The organism is Streptacidiphilus sp. P02-A3a, assembly GCF_014084105.1.
Taxonomy (GTDB): domain Bacteria; phylum Actinomycetota; class Actinomycetes; order Streptomycetales; family Streptomycetaceae; genus Streptacidiphilus.
Map to the genome: position 1 here is coordinate 7,797,187 of NZ_CP048289.1, position 13,480 is coordinate 7,810,666.

Sequence of the window (13,480 nt, forward strand, 5' to 3'; positions counted from 1 at the left end):
GAGGCCACTACCGCGGGCACCAGTACGGTTACCTGCACGGCAGTGGCCTCCTCGTCGTATCCACGACTCACATCGTATGGGCGGATCCCCGGTCGGGGCGTCCGCCGCAGACCCCAGGGGTCAGGCGCCGACGCGGAAGCGGGCGAAGCGGACCAGCTTGACGCCGGCCTCGTCCAGGACCTTCTGGACGGTCTTCTTGTTGTCCTTGGCGAAGGCCTGCTCCAGGACCGAGTTCTCCTTGACGAAGCCGGTGACCCGGCCCTCGACGATGCGCGGCAGGGCAGCGTCGGGCTTGCCCTCCTCGCGCGCGGTGGCCTCGGCGATGCGGCGCTCGTTGTCGAGGTCCTCGGCCGGGATGTCCTCGCGGGAGAGGTACTTCGGGGCGAAGGCGGCGATGTGCTGCGCGACGTCCTTGGCGATCTCCGCGTTCTCCTGGTCGAGCTCGACCAGCACGCCGATGGCCGGCGGCAGGTCGGGGTCGGTGCGGTGCATGTAGGCCGCGACGAAGGCGCCACCGGTGAACTGGGCGAAGCGGCGGAAGACGATCTTCTCGCCGAGGTTCGCATTGGCCTCGTCCACGAACTGCTGGACGGTCTGGCCCGGGTTGATCTCGCTGGCCAGCGCGGTCTCGATGTCGGCCGGGGAGGTCTTGGCGACGTGGGCGGCCAGCGCGTTGGCGACCTCCACGAAGCGGCCGCCCTTGGCGACGAAGTCGGTCTCGCAGTTCAGCTCGACCAGCACGCCGGAGTTGCCGCCCTCAAGCAGGGAGACGACGGCGCCGTTGGTGGCGTCGCGGCCCTCGCGCTTGGCGACACCCTTCTGGCCCTTGATGCGGAGCTGCTCGACGGCCTTCTCGACGTCGCCGTCGGCCTCGACCAGAGCGTTCTTACAGTCCAGCATGCCGGCGCCGGTGAGCTCACGGAGCTTCTTGACGTCGGCGGCGGTGTAGTTCGCCATTCCTCTTCAGTCTCTTCTCGCGATGTCGGTGGAGGTGGAGTGGGTCGGCCGGGCCCGGCCGGATCTCAGCGGGCCCGACGCGATGCGAGGGGCACGTCGGCGTCCGCCGCCGTGCCCCTCGCCCTGAAGTCGTCAGGCCTGCTCGGCCTCGGCCACAGCCTCGGCGACGGGGGCCTCAAGCGGGGCCTCGGCCTCGGCGGCGGGAGCCTCGGCAGCGGGGGCCTCGTCGGCCGGAGCCTCGGCAGCCGGGGCCTCGTCAGCCGGAGCCGCCTCGGCGGGGGCTTCGGCTTCCTTCTTCTCGCCCTCGACCAGCAGCTCGCGCTCCCAGTCGGCAAGCGGCTGGTCGGCGCCGGTCTCGACCTTGGCGTCGCCCTTGGCGGCACCGGAACGGGCCATCAGGCCCTCGGCGACGGCGTCGGCGATCACGCGGGTCAGCAGGGTGACGGAGCGGATCGCGTCGTCGTTGCCCGGGATCTTGTAGTCGACCTCGTCCGGGTCACAGTTGGTGTCGAGGATCGCGACCACCGGGATGTGGAGCTTGCGCGCCTCACCGACGGCGATGTGCTCCTTCTTGGTGTCGACGATCCACACCGCGGACGGCACGCGCTGCATGTCGCGGATACCGCCGAGGGTCTTCTCCAGCTTCTCGTACTCGCGCTGGAGGACGAGCAGCTCCTTCTTGGTGAGGCCGGAACCGGCCACGTCCGTGAAGTCGATCTCGCCGAGCTCCTTGAGGCGCTGCAGACGCTTGTAGACCGTGGAGAAGTTGGTCAGCATGCCGCCGAGCCAGCGGTGGTTCACGTAGGGCATGCCCACGCGGGTGGCCTGCTCCGCGATGGCCTCCTGGGCCTGCTTCTTGGTGCCGACGAAGAGGACGCTGCCGCCGTGGGCAACGGTCTCCTTGACGAACTCGAAGGCCCGGTCGATGTAGTTCAGCGACTGGAGCAGGTCGATGATGTAGATGCCGTTGCGCTCCGTGAAGATGAAGCGCTTCATCTTCGGGTTCCAACGACGGGTCTGGTGACCGAAGTGGACGCCGCTTTCCAGCAGCTCCCGCATCGTGACGACGGCCATGGCCGTACTCCTCGGTTTCTCGGTTGTCCGCCGCGGCCGGGAGGCCGTGGCGCCTGACGCCCTGACCGTGCCCTGCCTGCGCGGAACTCCGGGTACCCTCTGCGGGCTTCCTGGTGTCCCTTGCGGACCGAGTGGCACTGCACCGGGCGGACGAGAGCCGAACTACCGGTGGCGGGGCGTGCGAAGTCGACCTGGCATGCCGGGTCGCGAATGAAGTGTACGGGAACTCCGGGACACCGAGCGAACCGCGCTGAGCGGGTGACCTTCACTCGTGCGGGTGAGCAGGTTGTCCACAGCCCCCGGTTTGTCCACAGCTCCGGTTTTCCGGCGCCGAACTGCGGGTTCCGGCGAGCAGAGTGCTGACCATGACCTCCACCACCCCGCCCCCGGCCTCGACCTCCGCCACGACCGCTGCCTCAGCCGCTCCCCCAGCCGCTCCGTCCGGCCCGTCCGGTACGACCGGCCCCGGCCCCTGGCCGCCGCGGCCGGACGGCCGGGCGGTGCTGCTGGCGGTCGGGGTACTGCTGTGGCTGGCCATGACCGTGGCCGGACCACCGCGTCCGGCGCACGCCGCGATCGTGCTGCACCCGGATCCGCCGCCGTACCGCCACACGCTGGCGCTGCCGCCGGGGGTGGGCGCGCTGCTGCCGGTGGGGAGCTCGCTCGACGGCCTGCTCCGCCGGTTCGACCCGCCGCCGCTGCCCTGGGACGCCGGGCACCGCGGGGTGGACCTGGCGGCGGCGGTCGGCGCCCCGGTCCGGGCGGCGCGGGCCGGGGTGGTCTCCTTCGCCGGGACGATCGCGGGTACCGGCGTCGTGGCCGTCACCCACCCCGGTACCGGCCGGCCCGAGCTGCGGACCACCTACGAGCCGGTGTCGCCGACCGTGGCGGTCGGGGCCGCGGTCACCGCGGGCGAGGTCGTCGGCACGGTCGCCGCCGGGTCGGACCACTGCCCGCGCGCCTGCCTGCACTGGGGGCTGCTCCGGGGGCACCGCTACCTCGACCCGCTGGCCCTGCTCGGCCTCGGGCATGCCCGGCTGCTGCCGCCCACCGACGGTGGTGGCGCCGGGGCCACGGGTCAGGACGGTCAGCCGGTGGGGGCGGTGACGCCCCGGAGCACCAGCGCGACCGCGCTCTCGATGATGGCGGTGGGGTCCTCGGCGGCGCCGATCTCCAGTCGCTTCACCGCGGCCTCGACCACCCCCTGGACCAGGACGGCGGTCAGGCCGGGCTGCCGGTGGCCCAGGTCGGCCAGTGCCGCGACCACCAGGCCGACCAGCAGGCCGTGCGAGGCCCGGATCCGCTCCCGCGCGGTGTCGTCCAGCTCACCGGCGGAGATAGCGGCCACCGCCCGGTGCCGGGGGTCCCCGGCGAGGGCGAGCTGCGCCCGCACGTACGCCTCGACCCGCGCCTCGGGGGACTCCTGCGCGGCGACCGCCTCGGCGATCTCGGCCGCCCAGGCCGGGAAGTCCACCGCGCAGAGCTCGGCGACCACCGCAGCGCGCGAACCGAAGTACTCGTAGACGGAGGAGCGGGCCAGGCCGGTCCGGCGGGCGAGGTTGGGGAAGCTCAGGGCCTCCATCCCGCCCTCGGTGAGCAGCGCGCGGGCGGCCTCCAGCAGCGCGTCGCGCTGCAACTGACGATGCTCGGCCAAGGTGGCGGCTCGGATCTTGGGCACCGGACCAGCTTAGACCGGTGGTTCGGCCGGGGGGCAGCCGCCGTGAGCCGGTTGCCGGTCGGGGTCAACGGGCGTCGGAGAGCTTGGCCCGCAGTTGGAGCACGGCCTTGGTGTGGATCTGGCTGACCCGGCTCTCGGTGACGCCCAGCACCTGGCCGATCTCGGCAAGGGTCAGCCCCTCGTAGTAGTAGAGGCTGACCACGGTCTTCTCCCGCTCGGGGAGGGTGTTGATGGCGCGGGCGAGCAGTCGTCGGAGCTCGCGGCTCTCGGCGATCTCGGCCGGGTTGTCGGCGGCGGTGTCCTCCAGCGTGTCGACCAGGCTGACCCGGCCGCTGCCGTCGCCGTCGCCACCGGGGTTGAGCAGTTCGTCGAGGGCGACGACATTGGCCAGTGACAGCTGGCTGAAGATGGTGTGCAGGTCCTCCAGGGCGATGCCCATCTCCAGCGCGACCTCGTGGTCGCTGGGGGTGCGCCGCAGGGTGAGTTCCAGGGTGGCGTAGGCGCGTTCGACGGCGCGCGCCTTCTGCCGGACCGAGCGGGGGATCCAGTCGAGGGCGCGCAGTTCGTCGATGATCGCGCCCCGGATCCGGCTGATCGCGTAGGTCTCGAACTTGATGGCCCGGGCCGGGTCGAACTTCTCGATGGCGTCGATCAGTCCGAAGACCCCGGAGGAGACGAAGTCCGCCTGCTCGACGTTGGCGGGCAGGCCCACGCCCACGCGCCCGGCGACGTACTTGACCAGCGGCGAGTAGTGCAGGATCAGCTGCTCGCGGAGCCGGGGATCGCCCTCCGCCTTGTAGCTGCGCCACAGTTCGTCCAGCGTCCGGCGCGGCGCGGGCGGTGCTCCGGCCGCCCCCTCCGGCTCGGACGCGGGTACTGGGGCGGATTCCGACGCGGGCTCCGCCGCGGGCGCCGAGGCGGGTCGGGGCGCGGGGACGGGGGCAGCGGCGGGGGCCCCGGCTTGCGGGCCTGGGCCTGGGCCTGGGCCTGGGTTTGGGTCGATGAGTGGGTCGACGAGCGGGTCGGCCGGGGTCGGCGTGGGGGCGGGGGTCGGAGGGTTCGCGGGGGCGGATGGGTTGACAGGAGCCGGGGTGGGGCCGGGACGGGGCGCGGAGGAGCCGTTGCGAGCTCCGGGGATGTACTGAGCCTCGCCGTGGGGTGCCGTCCTCCGTACCCGCGCCGGCCAGGGGCGCCTGCCGAAGGTGCGGGGCTCGTCCCCGGGACAGCTTGAGTACATGGGCATGCGTCGTCTTGAGCCGTTCTGCCGTTCCATCGGCCGCGTTGGACCGAGCGGTTGTGAGCGTAGCGTGACCGGACGCTGTCTGAGAGCTATGCGCAACGCGTGCTCGCTCGATCAGGTGGCTGGCGGGCGCACCGGAGGTGTCCGGATTCAGCGCAGGCACCAACTCCCCCCGCGGCGCTCGACCAGCCCCAGGGCGCCGAGCTCGTAGAGGCGGCGCAGCACCGTATCGGACGGCAGGCCGCAGCCGCGGACGAGTCGGTCCACCGGTGCGCCGAGGCGGCCGAGCGGAACCGCGTCCAGGACCCGCAGCGCCTCGCCGCCGAGCGCGTCGCGCGGGAGCACCGGGCCCGGGCGGGCCTCGGCGAGGTCCGCCCCGATCGCGCCGACCAGTTCGATGACCTCGGCCGCGTCGGTGACCAGGCTGCCGCCGGACCGCAGCAGCGCGTGCACCCCGCAGGAGAGTTCGCTGGTGACCGGACCGGGCACGCCCATCACCAGCCGACGCAGGTCGCGGGCCCGGCGCGCGGTGCTCAGCGCGCCGCTGCGGCGGGCGGCCTCGACCACCACCGTGCCCCGGGTGAGGGCGGCGATCACCCGGTTGCGCAGCAGGAACCGGGACCGGGTGGGATGCGCTCCCAGCGGCAGTTCGCTGATCAGCAGGCCCTGTTCGGCGATCCGGCCGAGCAGGGCGCTGTGCCCGCGCGGGTAGCACTGGTCGACCCCGCAGGCGAGCACGCCGATGGTGACGCCGGTGGCGGCGAGCGCGCCCCGGTGCGCCGCCGCGTCGATGCCGTACGCGCCGCCGGAGACCACCACCCAGGCCGCGTCGGCCAGTTCGGCGGCGAGGTCGGCGGCGACGTGGACGCCGTAGGCGGTGCAGGCCCTGGCGCCGACCACGGCGACGGAGCGCAGGGCCAGCAGCCGCAGCGAGGCGGGGCCGCGCACCCACAGCCCGATCGGCCGGGCCGGGCCGAGGTCGTCCAGCTGGGTCGGCCACTCGGCTTCGCCGGGGCAGACCAGCCGGGCCCCGAGCGCGTGCGCGTGGGCGAGGTCGGCGACCGGGTCGGCGCCGAGTGCCCGGGCCCGGAAGCCCTCACCGGCGGGCCCGGCCAGCAGCCGCGCCAGTACCTCCTGCGGGCCGTGGCGCTCCAGCAGGGCGCCCACGTCCTCGTCACCCGGTTCGACGATGCGGCTGAGCGCGGCCCGGGCGACCCGCTCGGCATCGGAGAGCTGCTGCGTCGGCATCGGGAACACCTCCCGTTCGGGGTTCGTGCGGTTCGTTCGGTTCATGCGGGCTGGTGGGGCAGGCCGTGCGGGACGCCGCTGCGCAGCGACAGCGCGGTGCGGACCTGGGCCCGGCCGGGCCGGTCGAGGCCGGCGAGGTCGGCGGTGGTCCAGGCGACCCGCAGCACCCGGTCCAGCCCCCTGGCCGTGAGCAGCCCGCGCTCCAGCTCGCGTTCGGCGTCGTGCAGCGCCCCGTCGGCCAGTCGCCAGCGGGTGCGCAGCTCGTGCCCGGGGACCTCGCCGTTGGTGCGCCAGGGGGTGCCCGCGAGCCGGGCGGCGGCGCGGTCGCGGGCGGCCTGGACCCGGGCGGCGACGCTGGCGGTGCTCTCCGCCGTGGTGTCCCGCTCCATCAGCGCCAGCCGGGTCACCGGCTCGACCTCGACCCGCAGGTCGACCCGGTCCAGCAGTGGTCCGGAGAGCCGCGCCTGGTAGCGGCTGACCATGGTGGGCGTGCACTCGCAGCCCTCGCCGCGGCGGGACCAGCGACCGCAGGGGCACGGGTTCGCCGCCATGACCAGCAGGAAGCGCGCGGGCAGCCGCAGCGATCCGGCGGCGCGGGCGACCACCACCTCGCCGGACTCCAGCGGCTGGCGCAGCGCGTCCAGTACCCGGACCGGGAACTCGGGCGCCTCGTCCAGGAACAGCACGCCCCGGTGCGCGAGCGAGACCGCGCCGGGGCGGGGCAGCCCGCTGCCGCCGCCGACGATGGCGGGCATGGTGGTGGAGTGGTGCGGGGCGCAGTAGGGGGCGGAGCCGAGCAGTGGCTTGCCCGGCGGCAGCAGCCCGGCGACCGAGTGGACGGCGGTGACCTCCAGTGCCTCCTGCGGGGTGAGCGGGGGCAGGATCCCGGGCAGCCGTTCGGCCAGCATGGTCTTGCCCGCGCCCGGCGGGCCCTTCAGGTAGAGGTGGTGGCCGCCCGCGGCGGCGATCTCCAGCGCGCGGCGGGCCTCGTGCTGCCCGGCGACGTCGGCCAGGTCGCGCAGGTCGCTGCCGTCGGTGGCGCGGCTGCGGACGCCGAGCCCGGGCAGCGAGAGCCCGGCGAGGGCGTTGTCGGGCAGCGCCCGCTCGGTTGGATCGGCCGGTTCCGGCACCGGCTCCTGGCCGCTGAGCAGGGCGATCAGCTGCCGGAGGGTGCGCACGCCCTGGACGTCGATACCGGGCACCAGCGCGGCCTCGGGCGCCGTCTGCGCGGGCACCACGACCGTGCGGTATCCCGCCTCGGCGGCGGCGAGCACGGCCGGTAGCACGCCCCGGACCGGCCGGGCCCGGCCGTCGAGGCCGAGCTCGCCGATGAGCAGCAGCCCGGCGATGGACGCCGGGTCGAGCCGTTCGGCGGCGGCCAGCACCGCGCAGGCGATGGCCAGGTCGAAGCCGCTGCCGCTCTTGGGCACCGAGGCGGGTGACAGGCCGACGGTGAGCTTGCGCTGCGGCCACTTCTCGCCGCTGTTGACCACGGCGGCGCGGACCCGGTCACGGGCCTCGCTGAGGGCTTTGTCCGGCAGCCCGACGATGGTGAAGGCGGCGACGCCGGGCTCCAGGTCGGCCTGGACCTCGACCACCACGCCGTCGACGCCGAGCAGCGCGACCGAGCCGGTGCGGGCGAAGGCCATCTCAGCCCACCGCCCCGGGCAGGTGCACCACCTGGGCGGCGCCCCGGCGGCCGTGGACGACGCAGAGCAGGTCGATCCGCACCCCGCCGGGCGGTGGCGGCCCGGACCACCGCTCGGCGAGCCAGCGTTCGGAAAGCAGCACCAGCCGGGCGGCCTTCTCGTCGTCCACCGCCTCCGCGGGGCTCTGGAAGCCGTGCTCGGTGCGGGTCTTCACCTCGCAGACGGCGATGGTGTCGCCGTCCAGGGCGATGATGTCGAGCTCGCCCGCCCGGCAGCGCCAGTTGCGCTCCAGTACGGTGAGCCCGGCCCCGGCCAGGTGGCGGGCGGCGGCGTCCTCGCCGTAGCGGCCGAGTGCCTGTGTGCGTGCGGTCATCGCGGTCACCTCCGGAACAGGACTCTTCCGCTGTTCCGGGGGTCAGGTGAGGGCCGTCGGCCGATCTGTGGACAACTCGGGGGGTGTGCAAAACTCAGCCACCCGGACGGGTGAGTCCGGGCGACTGGGTATTGACGGTAGGGACGACCGAAACGATCAGGGTCCGAAGCCGGCCTCGTCCGACGGCAGTTCCAGGTCGCTCTTGGCGAGCTCCTCGACGTTGACGTCCTTGAAGGTCAGCACTCTGACCTTGCGGACGAAACGGGCCGGCCGGTACATGTCCCAGACCCAGGCGTCAGCCATCGACACCTCGAAGAACACCTCGCCCTGGACCGAGTGAACCTGCAGCTCGTAGTCGTTGGTGAGGTAGAAGCGGCGCTCGGTCTCGATCACGAACTTGAACAGCCCGACGACGTCGCGGTACTCCCGGTAGAGCTTGAGCTCCATCTCGGTCTCGTACTTCTCGAGGTCCTCGGCACTCATCCCCACGTTCCCCTCAGCTGTGCGTATGTTCGTCCATTGTGGACCACGGGGCGGGACCCGAGAGCAGGACCGGCTCGGCTGGCGCGCCGCCTGCGAGGACAGCGGCCAGCAGGCCCGCCAGGGCCTCCGGATAGACCGTCTCCCCGGTGCCCGAGAGCTCCGCGCTGGACCACCAGCGCAGCCCGTCCGTGCTGCGCCGCTCCAGCTCGGTCTGGCCGGACGGGTCGGTCTCGGTGGTGCTGGTCCGCGCCAGGTAGTACCACTCATCCTGTTCGAAGGAACGTCCGTCGAAGCTGAAGGCGCTGCTGCGCCTGGCGATCAGCGGCCCGAGTTCCACCTCGCGGATGCCGGTCTCCTCCTCGATCTCGCGGCGGGCGGCCGTCCGCAGGTCCTCGCCCGGCTCCACGCCCCCGCCCGGGGTGAACCACCACCGGCGCCCCGGCTGTAGCGGGTCGAAGCCGTGCAGCAGCAGTAACCGGTCGGCCGGGTCGAGCAGCAGCACCCGGGCCGCCCTGCGCCGCAGCACCGCCATGGTCCGCCCCCTGTCTCCGCTGGTCCGGGTCATCCCCGGCGGCCCCGCAGCCGCCGTACCAGTCCCCCGAAGGTACCCAGTGCGGCGGTGAACAACACCAGCGCGGCGCCCCCGAGCACGCTCCAGACCTCGGCGGCGAGCGGCAGGTGGGCGGTGGCGTCCTGGCCCGGGAGGGCGTCGAAGGCACTGGTGCGGGCGATGGTGCGGGCGTCACCGAGCGGCCAGGCGACGCCCTCCACCCGGGCGACCACCTGGTTCGCGGCCACGGTGCCGTCGTCGAGGGTCAGGTGAACCCGGGAGTCCTGCGAGACCGCCCGGTTGTCGCCGAGCAGGAACAGCCGCCCCTGGGGCACCCGGACGCTGAACCTGTCCTGGCCCAGTTGCGGGCCGGAGCCGGACTTCTCCAGGTAGGGCTCGGTGATCGGATGCCCGTTCACGGTGATCCGGCCGCTGCTGTCGCAGCAGGCCACCGTGTCCCCGCCGATCGCGACCACCCGTTTGACCAGGTCCGACCCCTCCCAGAGCGGATCGTTGAAGATCACCACGTCGCCCCGGCCGATGTCGGCGGGCTTGACCGGGTGGGCGAGCACCGTGTCCCCGGGCGCCACCGTGGGCGCCATCGAGTCGGTGGGCACCGAGTACGGCCGGTACTGGACCGCCAGCAGCACGAAGCCGGCGACCATGGCGATCAGGCCGACGGTGATGCCGACACCCTGCAGGATCGCGCCCGCGCTCCAATCCCGGCGGCCGGGCTTCCGCCCGCCGGGATGCCGCTCGTCCCTGCCGCTCCGCGTGGCCGTAGCCGCCATGCGCCCTCCCTGACTCACCAGCCCATGCGCAAGGCCGCAGGACGTCCCCGCATGCTACTGAGGAGTACTGCGGCCCTGGCAAGAGCGGAAGGACAGGATCGGGCAGGATTTCCGGCCCGCCGTGATCAATCCCGTGGTCAGCCCCGCTTGCGCCGGGCGCGGCGCAGCCGCCCGCGCCGGTAGAGGTAGGTGAGCGGGATCGCCCCGATCAGCCCGGCCGCCGCGGGCGAGTTGACCATCAGCGCGCCGACCGGGCCGCCGCCCACCGCCTGGGCCGACTGGTTGCCGATCCCGGACTGGTCGAAGGTGGACGGGATGGGCAGCGTCGACCAGTGCGAGACCGGCCAGGCCACCAGGATCGCCCGGCCCACGACGTCGCTGTCCGGCACCGATCCGCCGCCCGGCTCGTCCATGTGGTAGCGGGAGTCGAGCGAGTCGTTGCGGTGGTCGCCCATGACCCAGATGGAGTTGGCCGGGACCTTGAACGGGCCGAAGTTCTTGTCGCCGCAGGGGGTCGCCCCCGGGTAGATGTAAGGCTCCGTCAGGGCCTTGCCGTTGACGTAGACCGGTCCGGTGCCCTGGCAGCTGACGGTGTCTCCGCCGACCGCGATGACCCGCTTGATCAGGTCCTTCTCGTTGGCGGCGGGCATCAGGCCGATCCAGCTCAGGGCGTCCTGGATGCCCCTGATGAAGGAGTTGTTGCTCTGCGCCGTGTTGGGCTCGTCGGCCAGCCAGTTGCCCGGGTCGTGGAAGACCACGACCTCGCCGCGCGAGGGCTTGTCGCCGAAGTGCGGCGTCAGCTTGTCGACCAGGACCCGGTCGCCGATCTGCAGCGTGTTCTCCATCGAGCCCGAGGGAATGGAGAAGGCCTGCACCAGGAAGGTCTTGATCAGCAGCGCCAGGACCAGCGCCACCACGATCAGGATCGGCAGTTCCTTCCAGAAGGAGCGCTGCTGCTTGCCCTTCTTGCCCTGGGCGCCGGCGTCCCCTTCGCCGCCGTCCCGTCCACCGGCGTCCGGTCCACCGCCGCCCCGCGGCCGGTCCGGGTCGGGTGCCCCGTCGCCGGGTTGGCCCGCGCCACTGGGCGTGGCACCGCCGCCCGGCTCGGCCCGGTACTCGCCCTTGGCCAGGGGGTCGCCCGCGCGGTCGCCGTCCTCCCCCTCGGGGCCCGCCGCCGACTGCCCGGTCTGATCGCTGCCTGAGTCGCCGCGTCCTGAGTCGTCCACGGACTCCACGGTACGGCCGCCCGGATCCTCGGGCTCGCCGACACCTGAGTGGGCGCCGATCACAAGATCCCCCACGTCGCCTCCTTGCTGCCGGGCGGACGGGTCACGTCCACGCAATCTCTACTGTCGTCAGATGCCGCTGCCCCGTGGGGCCGCTTTCCACGGCCACCGGCGTCGCCACCGCCGCCGGTCGCGGAGGCGGGAGACAGTCGCAGCCACACCCATAACGAGCGGGAGTTCCATCGGAACCGGCCAGAGCACTGCTGCGGACGATACTTGACGAAGGCTTTGTGCGGCGGCCGACGACGACGCCGTCGGCGGTGTCGTGTTCGGAATCGGCAGCGTGCGCAGGTGCGAGAACGGCCAGACCACCGCCATCGCCCGGCCGACCACGTCGGACTCCGGGACGAAGCCGCCGGTGGCGTCGCCCATGTGGTAACGGGAGTCGGCGGAGATGTCGCGGTGGTCGCCCATCACCCAGAGCTTCCCCGGCGGGACGGTGACCTTGAACGGGATCTTCGACGGCGCTTCCCCGGCGAACACGTAGGACTCATCAAGGGGCTTGCCGTTGACGGTCACGCGCCCCTGGCTGTCGCAGCAGACCACGGTGTCGCCCGGGACCCCGATCACCCGCTTGATCAGATCCCGGTCGGAGGGCAGCAGTCCGACGAAGGTGAACACGCTCTTGACCGCGCCGAGCACCGGGCCGTCCTTGGGCACCGGGTCGGAGGCGAGCCAGTTGTCGGGGTCCTTGAAGACCACCACCTCGCCGCGCTGCGGCTTCCAGCCGAACCAGGGCGAGAGCTTGTCGACGACCACCCGGTCGCCGATGGCGATGGTGTTCTGCATCGACCCCGAGGGGATGGAGAACACCTGCACCACGAAGGTCTGCAGCAGCAGCGTGATCACCAGGGCGACCACGATGATCAGGGGTATCTCCCGGGCCAGCGAACGCTGGCGGCGGCGCTGCACCCGGCGGGCGGCCCGGCGGCGGTCGGCGCGGCCCCGGTCAGCCCGGGTGGACGCGTCGCCCTCCTCGGCGGCGGAACGTTCCCGCTCCCCGCTCCTGCCCCTGCTACCCACGTACGGCGCCCTTCCGCAGCTCGGACTCAAGCACAGCAAAGATCTGCGGACGGTTCACCGAGCGCCAGTCGGCGACCGGGTACACCACCCAGTCGACGCGGCCGATCACCTTGCCGACGGGCACGAAGCCGCCGCCAGGGTCACCCAGGTGGTCACGGGAGTCACGCGACTGGGAGCGGTGGTCTCCCAGCACGAACAGTGTGCCCGACGGAACCTTCACCGAGAAGGGCACCGTGGAGGGCGCGTCACCGGGGAAGAGGTAGGCCGACTCGTCCAGCGGGACGCCGTCGACGCTCAGCCTGCCCTTGCTGTCGCAGCAGGTGACGGTGTCGCCACCGACGCCGATCACCCGCTTCACGAAGTCGTCGCCGGAACCGGCGTCCGGGTCGGCCGAATCGCTGGTGATGAAGGAGCCGCGGCCGTCGAAGACCACCACGTCACCGCGCCGCGGGGAGCCGAAACGATACGCCAGCTTGTTCACGATGACCCGGTCGCCGACCTTCAGCGTGCCCTCCATCGAACCGCTGGGGATCGAGAAGGGCTGCGCCACAAAGGTGTTCACCAGGAACAGCAGCAGCGCGCAGACCAGCGCCAGCAGCGCCACGTCCCGCAGCAGTCCGCGCACAGCAAAGGACCGCGAGTCCTCCGCTGCCCCGGCGTCGGCCGGTTCGGGGTGGGACTCGCGGTCCTCGGGCGCTTGTTGGGTCTCCATCGCCGCAGTAGCTTATGCCACCACGGTAAGAGGACTCAGCGGTCGCGCTTCTCCTTGATCTTCGCGGCCTTGCCGCGCAGCTCGCGCAGGTAGTACAGCTTGGCGCGGCGGACGGCGCCGCGGGTCACGACCTCGATCTTCTCGACGACCGGGGTGTGCACCGGGAAGGTGCGCTCCACGCCGACGTTGAAGCTGACCTTGCGGACCGTGAAGGTCTCGCGGATGCCGTCGCCCTGGCGGCGGATGACAACGCCCTTGAACTGCTGCACACGGGAGCGGCTGCCCTCGATGACGCGGACGTGCACGTTGACGGTGTCGCCGGGGCGGAAGGACGGAATGTCGTCGCGGACGGAGGCCGCGTCGACAACGCTGAGCAGGTTGCTCATGATTGTCTCCATCGCAGGCGCCACGGGCCA

Annotated in this window: 13 protein-coding genes and 2 pseudogenes; 1 reads left to right on the forward strand and 14 read right to left on the reverse strand. The window is 72.7% G+C overall.

The genetic code is table 11. The features are described 5' to 3' along the window. Positions 1-120: 120 nt before the first annotated feature. Both tsf and rpsB read right to left on the reverse strand, forming a co-directional pair. A complete protein-coding gene (gene tsf / locus GXP74_RS32745; protein WP_182454879.1) occupies positions 121-957 on the reverse strand; it encodes a translation elongation factor Ts in 837 nt (278 codons plus the stop codon). Between the two features lie 132 nt (positions 958-1,089). Further along, a complete protein-coding gene (gene rpsB / locus GXP74_RS32750; RefSeq protein ID WP_182454880.1) occupies positions 1,090-2,031 on the reverse strand; it encodes a 30S ribosomal protein S2 in 942 nt (313 codons plus the stop codon). Between the two features lie 536 nt (positions 2,032-2,567). Between rpsB and GXP74_RS32755 the strand changes: the two are divergent. Beyond that, positions 2,568-2,978, forward strand: a pseudogene (locus GXP74_RS32755) (peptidoglycan DD-metalloendopeptidase family protein); the annotation flags it as partial. 140 nt (positions 2,979-3,118) lie between these two features. On the opposite strand, the gene GXP74_RS32760 reads toward GXP74_RS32755, so the two are convergent. The 12 genes and pseudogenes from GXP74_RS32760 to rplS form a co-directional block, all read right to left on the reverse strand. Then, positions 3,119-3,685: a TetR/AcrR family transcriptional regulator gene (locus tag GXP74_RS32760; RefSeq protein WP_182456796.1), complete on the reverse strand. Its 567-nt coding sequence runs from the start codon at positions 3,683-3,685 to the stop codon at positions 3,119-3,121. A gap of 88 nt (positions 3,686-3,773) precedes the next feature. Next, positions 3,774-4,556 (reverse strand): annotated as a pseudogene (gene whiG / locus GXP74_RS32765) (RNA polymerase sigma factor WhiG); the annotation flags it as partial. 543 nt (positions 4,557-5,099) lie between these two features. Further along, positions 5,100-6,197: a DNA-processing protein DprA gene (gene dprA, locus GXP74_RS32770; RefSeq protein ID WP_225448366.1), complete on the reverse strand. Its 1,098-nt coding sequence runs from the start codon at positions 6,195-6,197 to the stop codon at positions 5,100-5,102. A 41-nt stretch (positions 6,198-6,238) separates the two neighbouring features. Next, the gene (locus GXP74_RS32775; RefSeq protein ID WP_182454882.1) at positions 6,239-7,846 is read right to left on the reverse strand and encodes a YifB family Mg chelatase-like AAA ATPase; all 1,608 of its coding nucleotides are present in this window, start codon (positions 7,844-7,846) and stop codon (positions 6,239-6,241) included. 1 nt (position 7,847) lies between these two features. Beyond that, positions 7,848-8,219 carry a YraN family protein gene (locus GXP74_RS32780; protein WP_182454883.1) on the reverse strand — a complete coding sequence of 124 codons (372 nt, stop codon included), beginning with the start codon at positions 8,217-8,219 and terminating at the stop codon, positions 7,848-7,850. A gap of 156 nt (positions 8,220-8,375) precedes the next feature. Continuing rightward, the gene (locus GXP74_RS32785; RefSeq protein ID WP_034090139.1) at positions 8,376-8,702 is read right to left on the reverse strand and encodes a DUF2469 domain-containing protein; all 327 of its coding nucleotides are present in this window, start codon (positions 8,700-8,702) and stop codon (positions 8,376-8,378) included. A gap of 13 nt (positions 8,703-8,715) precedes the next feature. Further along, a complete protein-coding gene (locus GXP74_RS32790; RefSeq protein ID WP_182454884.1) occupies positions 8,716-9,234 on the reverse strand; it encodes an NUDIX hydrolase in 519 nt (172 codons plus the stop codon). Positions 9,235-9,263: 29 nt separating this feature from the next. Beyond that, a complete protein-coding gene (gene lepB, locus GXP74_RS32795) occupies positions 9,264-10,043 on the reverse strand; it encodes a signal peptidase I (protein WP_182454885.1) in 780 nt (259 codons plus the stop codon). A gap of 137 nt (positions 10,044-10,180) precedes the next feature. Beyond that, positions 10,181-11,344: a signal peptidase I gene (gene lepB, locus GXP74_RS32800; protein WP_182454886.1), complete on the reverse strand. Its 1,164-nt coding sequence runs from the start codon at positions 11,342-11,344 to the stop codon at positions 10,181-10,183. Positions 11,345-11,398: 54 nt separating this feature from the next. Then, positions 11,399-12,352 (reverse strand): signal peptidase I, encoded by a 954-nt coding sequence (gene lepB / locus GXP74_RS32805; RefSeq protein WP_182454887.1) that lies wholly within the window; start codon positions 12,350-12,352, stop codon positions 11,399-11,401. Further along, complete coding sequence (gene lepB / locus GXP74_RS32810; RefSeq protein WP_182454888.1) at positions 12,345-13,064, reverse strand: signal peptidase I; 720 nt, start codon at positions 13,062-13,064, stop codon at positions 12,345-12,347. Before lepB (GXP74_RS32810) ends, lepB (GXP74_RS32805) begins: the two co-directional genes overlap by 8 nt. A 35-nt stretch (positions 13,065-13,099) precedes the next feature. After that, a complete protein-coding gene (gene rplS / locus GXP74_RS32815; RefSeq protein ID WP_182454889.1) occupies positions 13,100-13,450 on the reverse strand; it encodes a 50S ribosomal protein L19 in 351 nt (116 codons plus the stop codon). Between the last annotated feature and the right edge of the window lie 30 nt (positions 13,451-13,480).

Excerpts from the sequence above, each read along its gene's own strand:
- tsf (WP_182454879.1), bottom strand. The coding sequence starts at position 957 with ATGGCGAACTACACCGCCGCCGACGTCAAGAAGCTCCGTGAGCTCACC.
- rpsB (WP_182454880.1), bottom strand. The coding sequence starts at position 2,031 with ATGGCCGTCGTCACGATGCGGGAGCTGCTGGAAAGCGGCGTCCACTTC.
- dprA (WP_225448366.1), bottom strand. The coding sequence starts at position 6,197 with ATGCCGACGCAGCAGCTCTCCGATGCCGAGCGGGTCGCCCGGGCCGCG.
- GXP74_RS32775 (WP_182454882.1), bottom strand. The coding sequence starts at position 7,846 with ATGGCCTTCGCCCGCACCGGCTCGGTCGCGCTGCTCGGCGTCGACGGC.
- GXP74_RS32780 (WP_182454883.1), bottom strand. The coding sequence starts at position 8,219 with ATGACCGCACGCACACAGGCACTCGGCCGCTACGGCGAGGACGCCGCC.
- GXP74_RS32785 (WP_034090139.1), bottom strand. The coding sequence starts at position 8,702 with ATGAGTGCCGAGGACCTCGAGAAGTACGAGACCGAGATGGAGCTCAAG.
- GXP74_RS32790 (WP_182454884.1), bottom strand. The coding sequence starts at position 9,234 with ATGGCGGTGCTGCGGCGCAGGGCGGCCCGGGTGCTGCTGCTCGACCCG.
- lepB (WP_182454885.1), bottom strand. The coding sequence starts at position 10,043 with ATGGCGGCTACGGCCACGCGGAGCGGCAGGGACGAGCGGCATCCCGGC.
- lepB (WP_182454888.1), bottom strand. The coding sequence starts at position 13,064 with ATGGAGACCCAACAAGCGCCCGAGGACCGCGAGTCCCACCCCGAACCG.
- rplS (WP_182454889.1), bottom strand. The coding sequence starts at position 13,450 with ATGAGCAACCTGCTCAGCGTTGTCGACGCGGCCTCCGTCCGCGACGAC.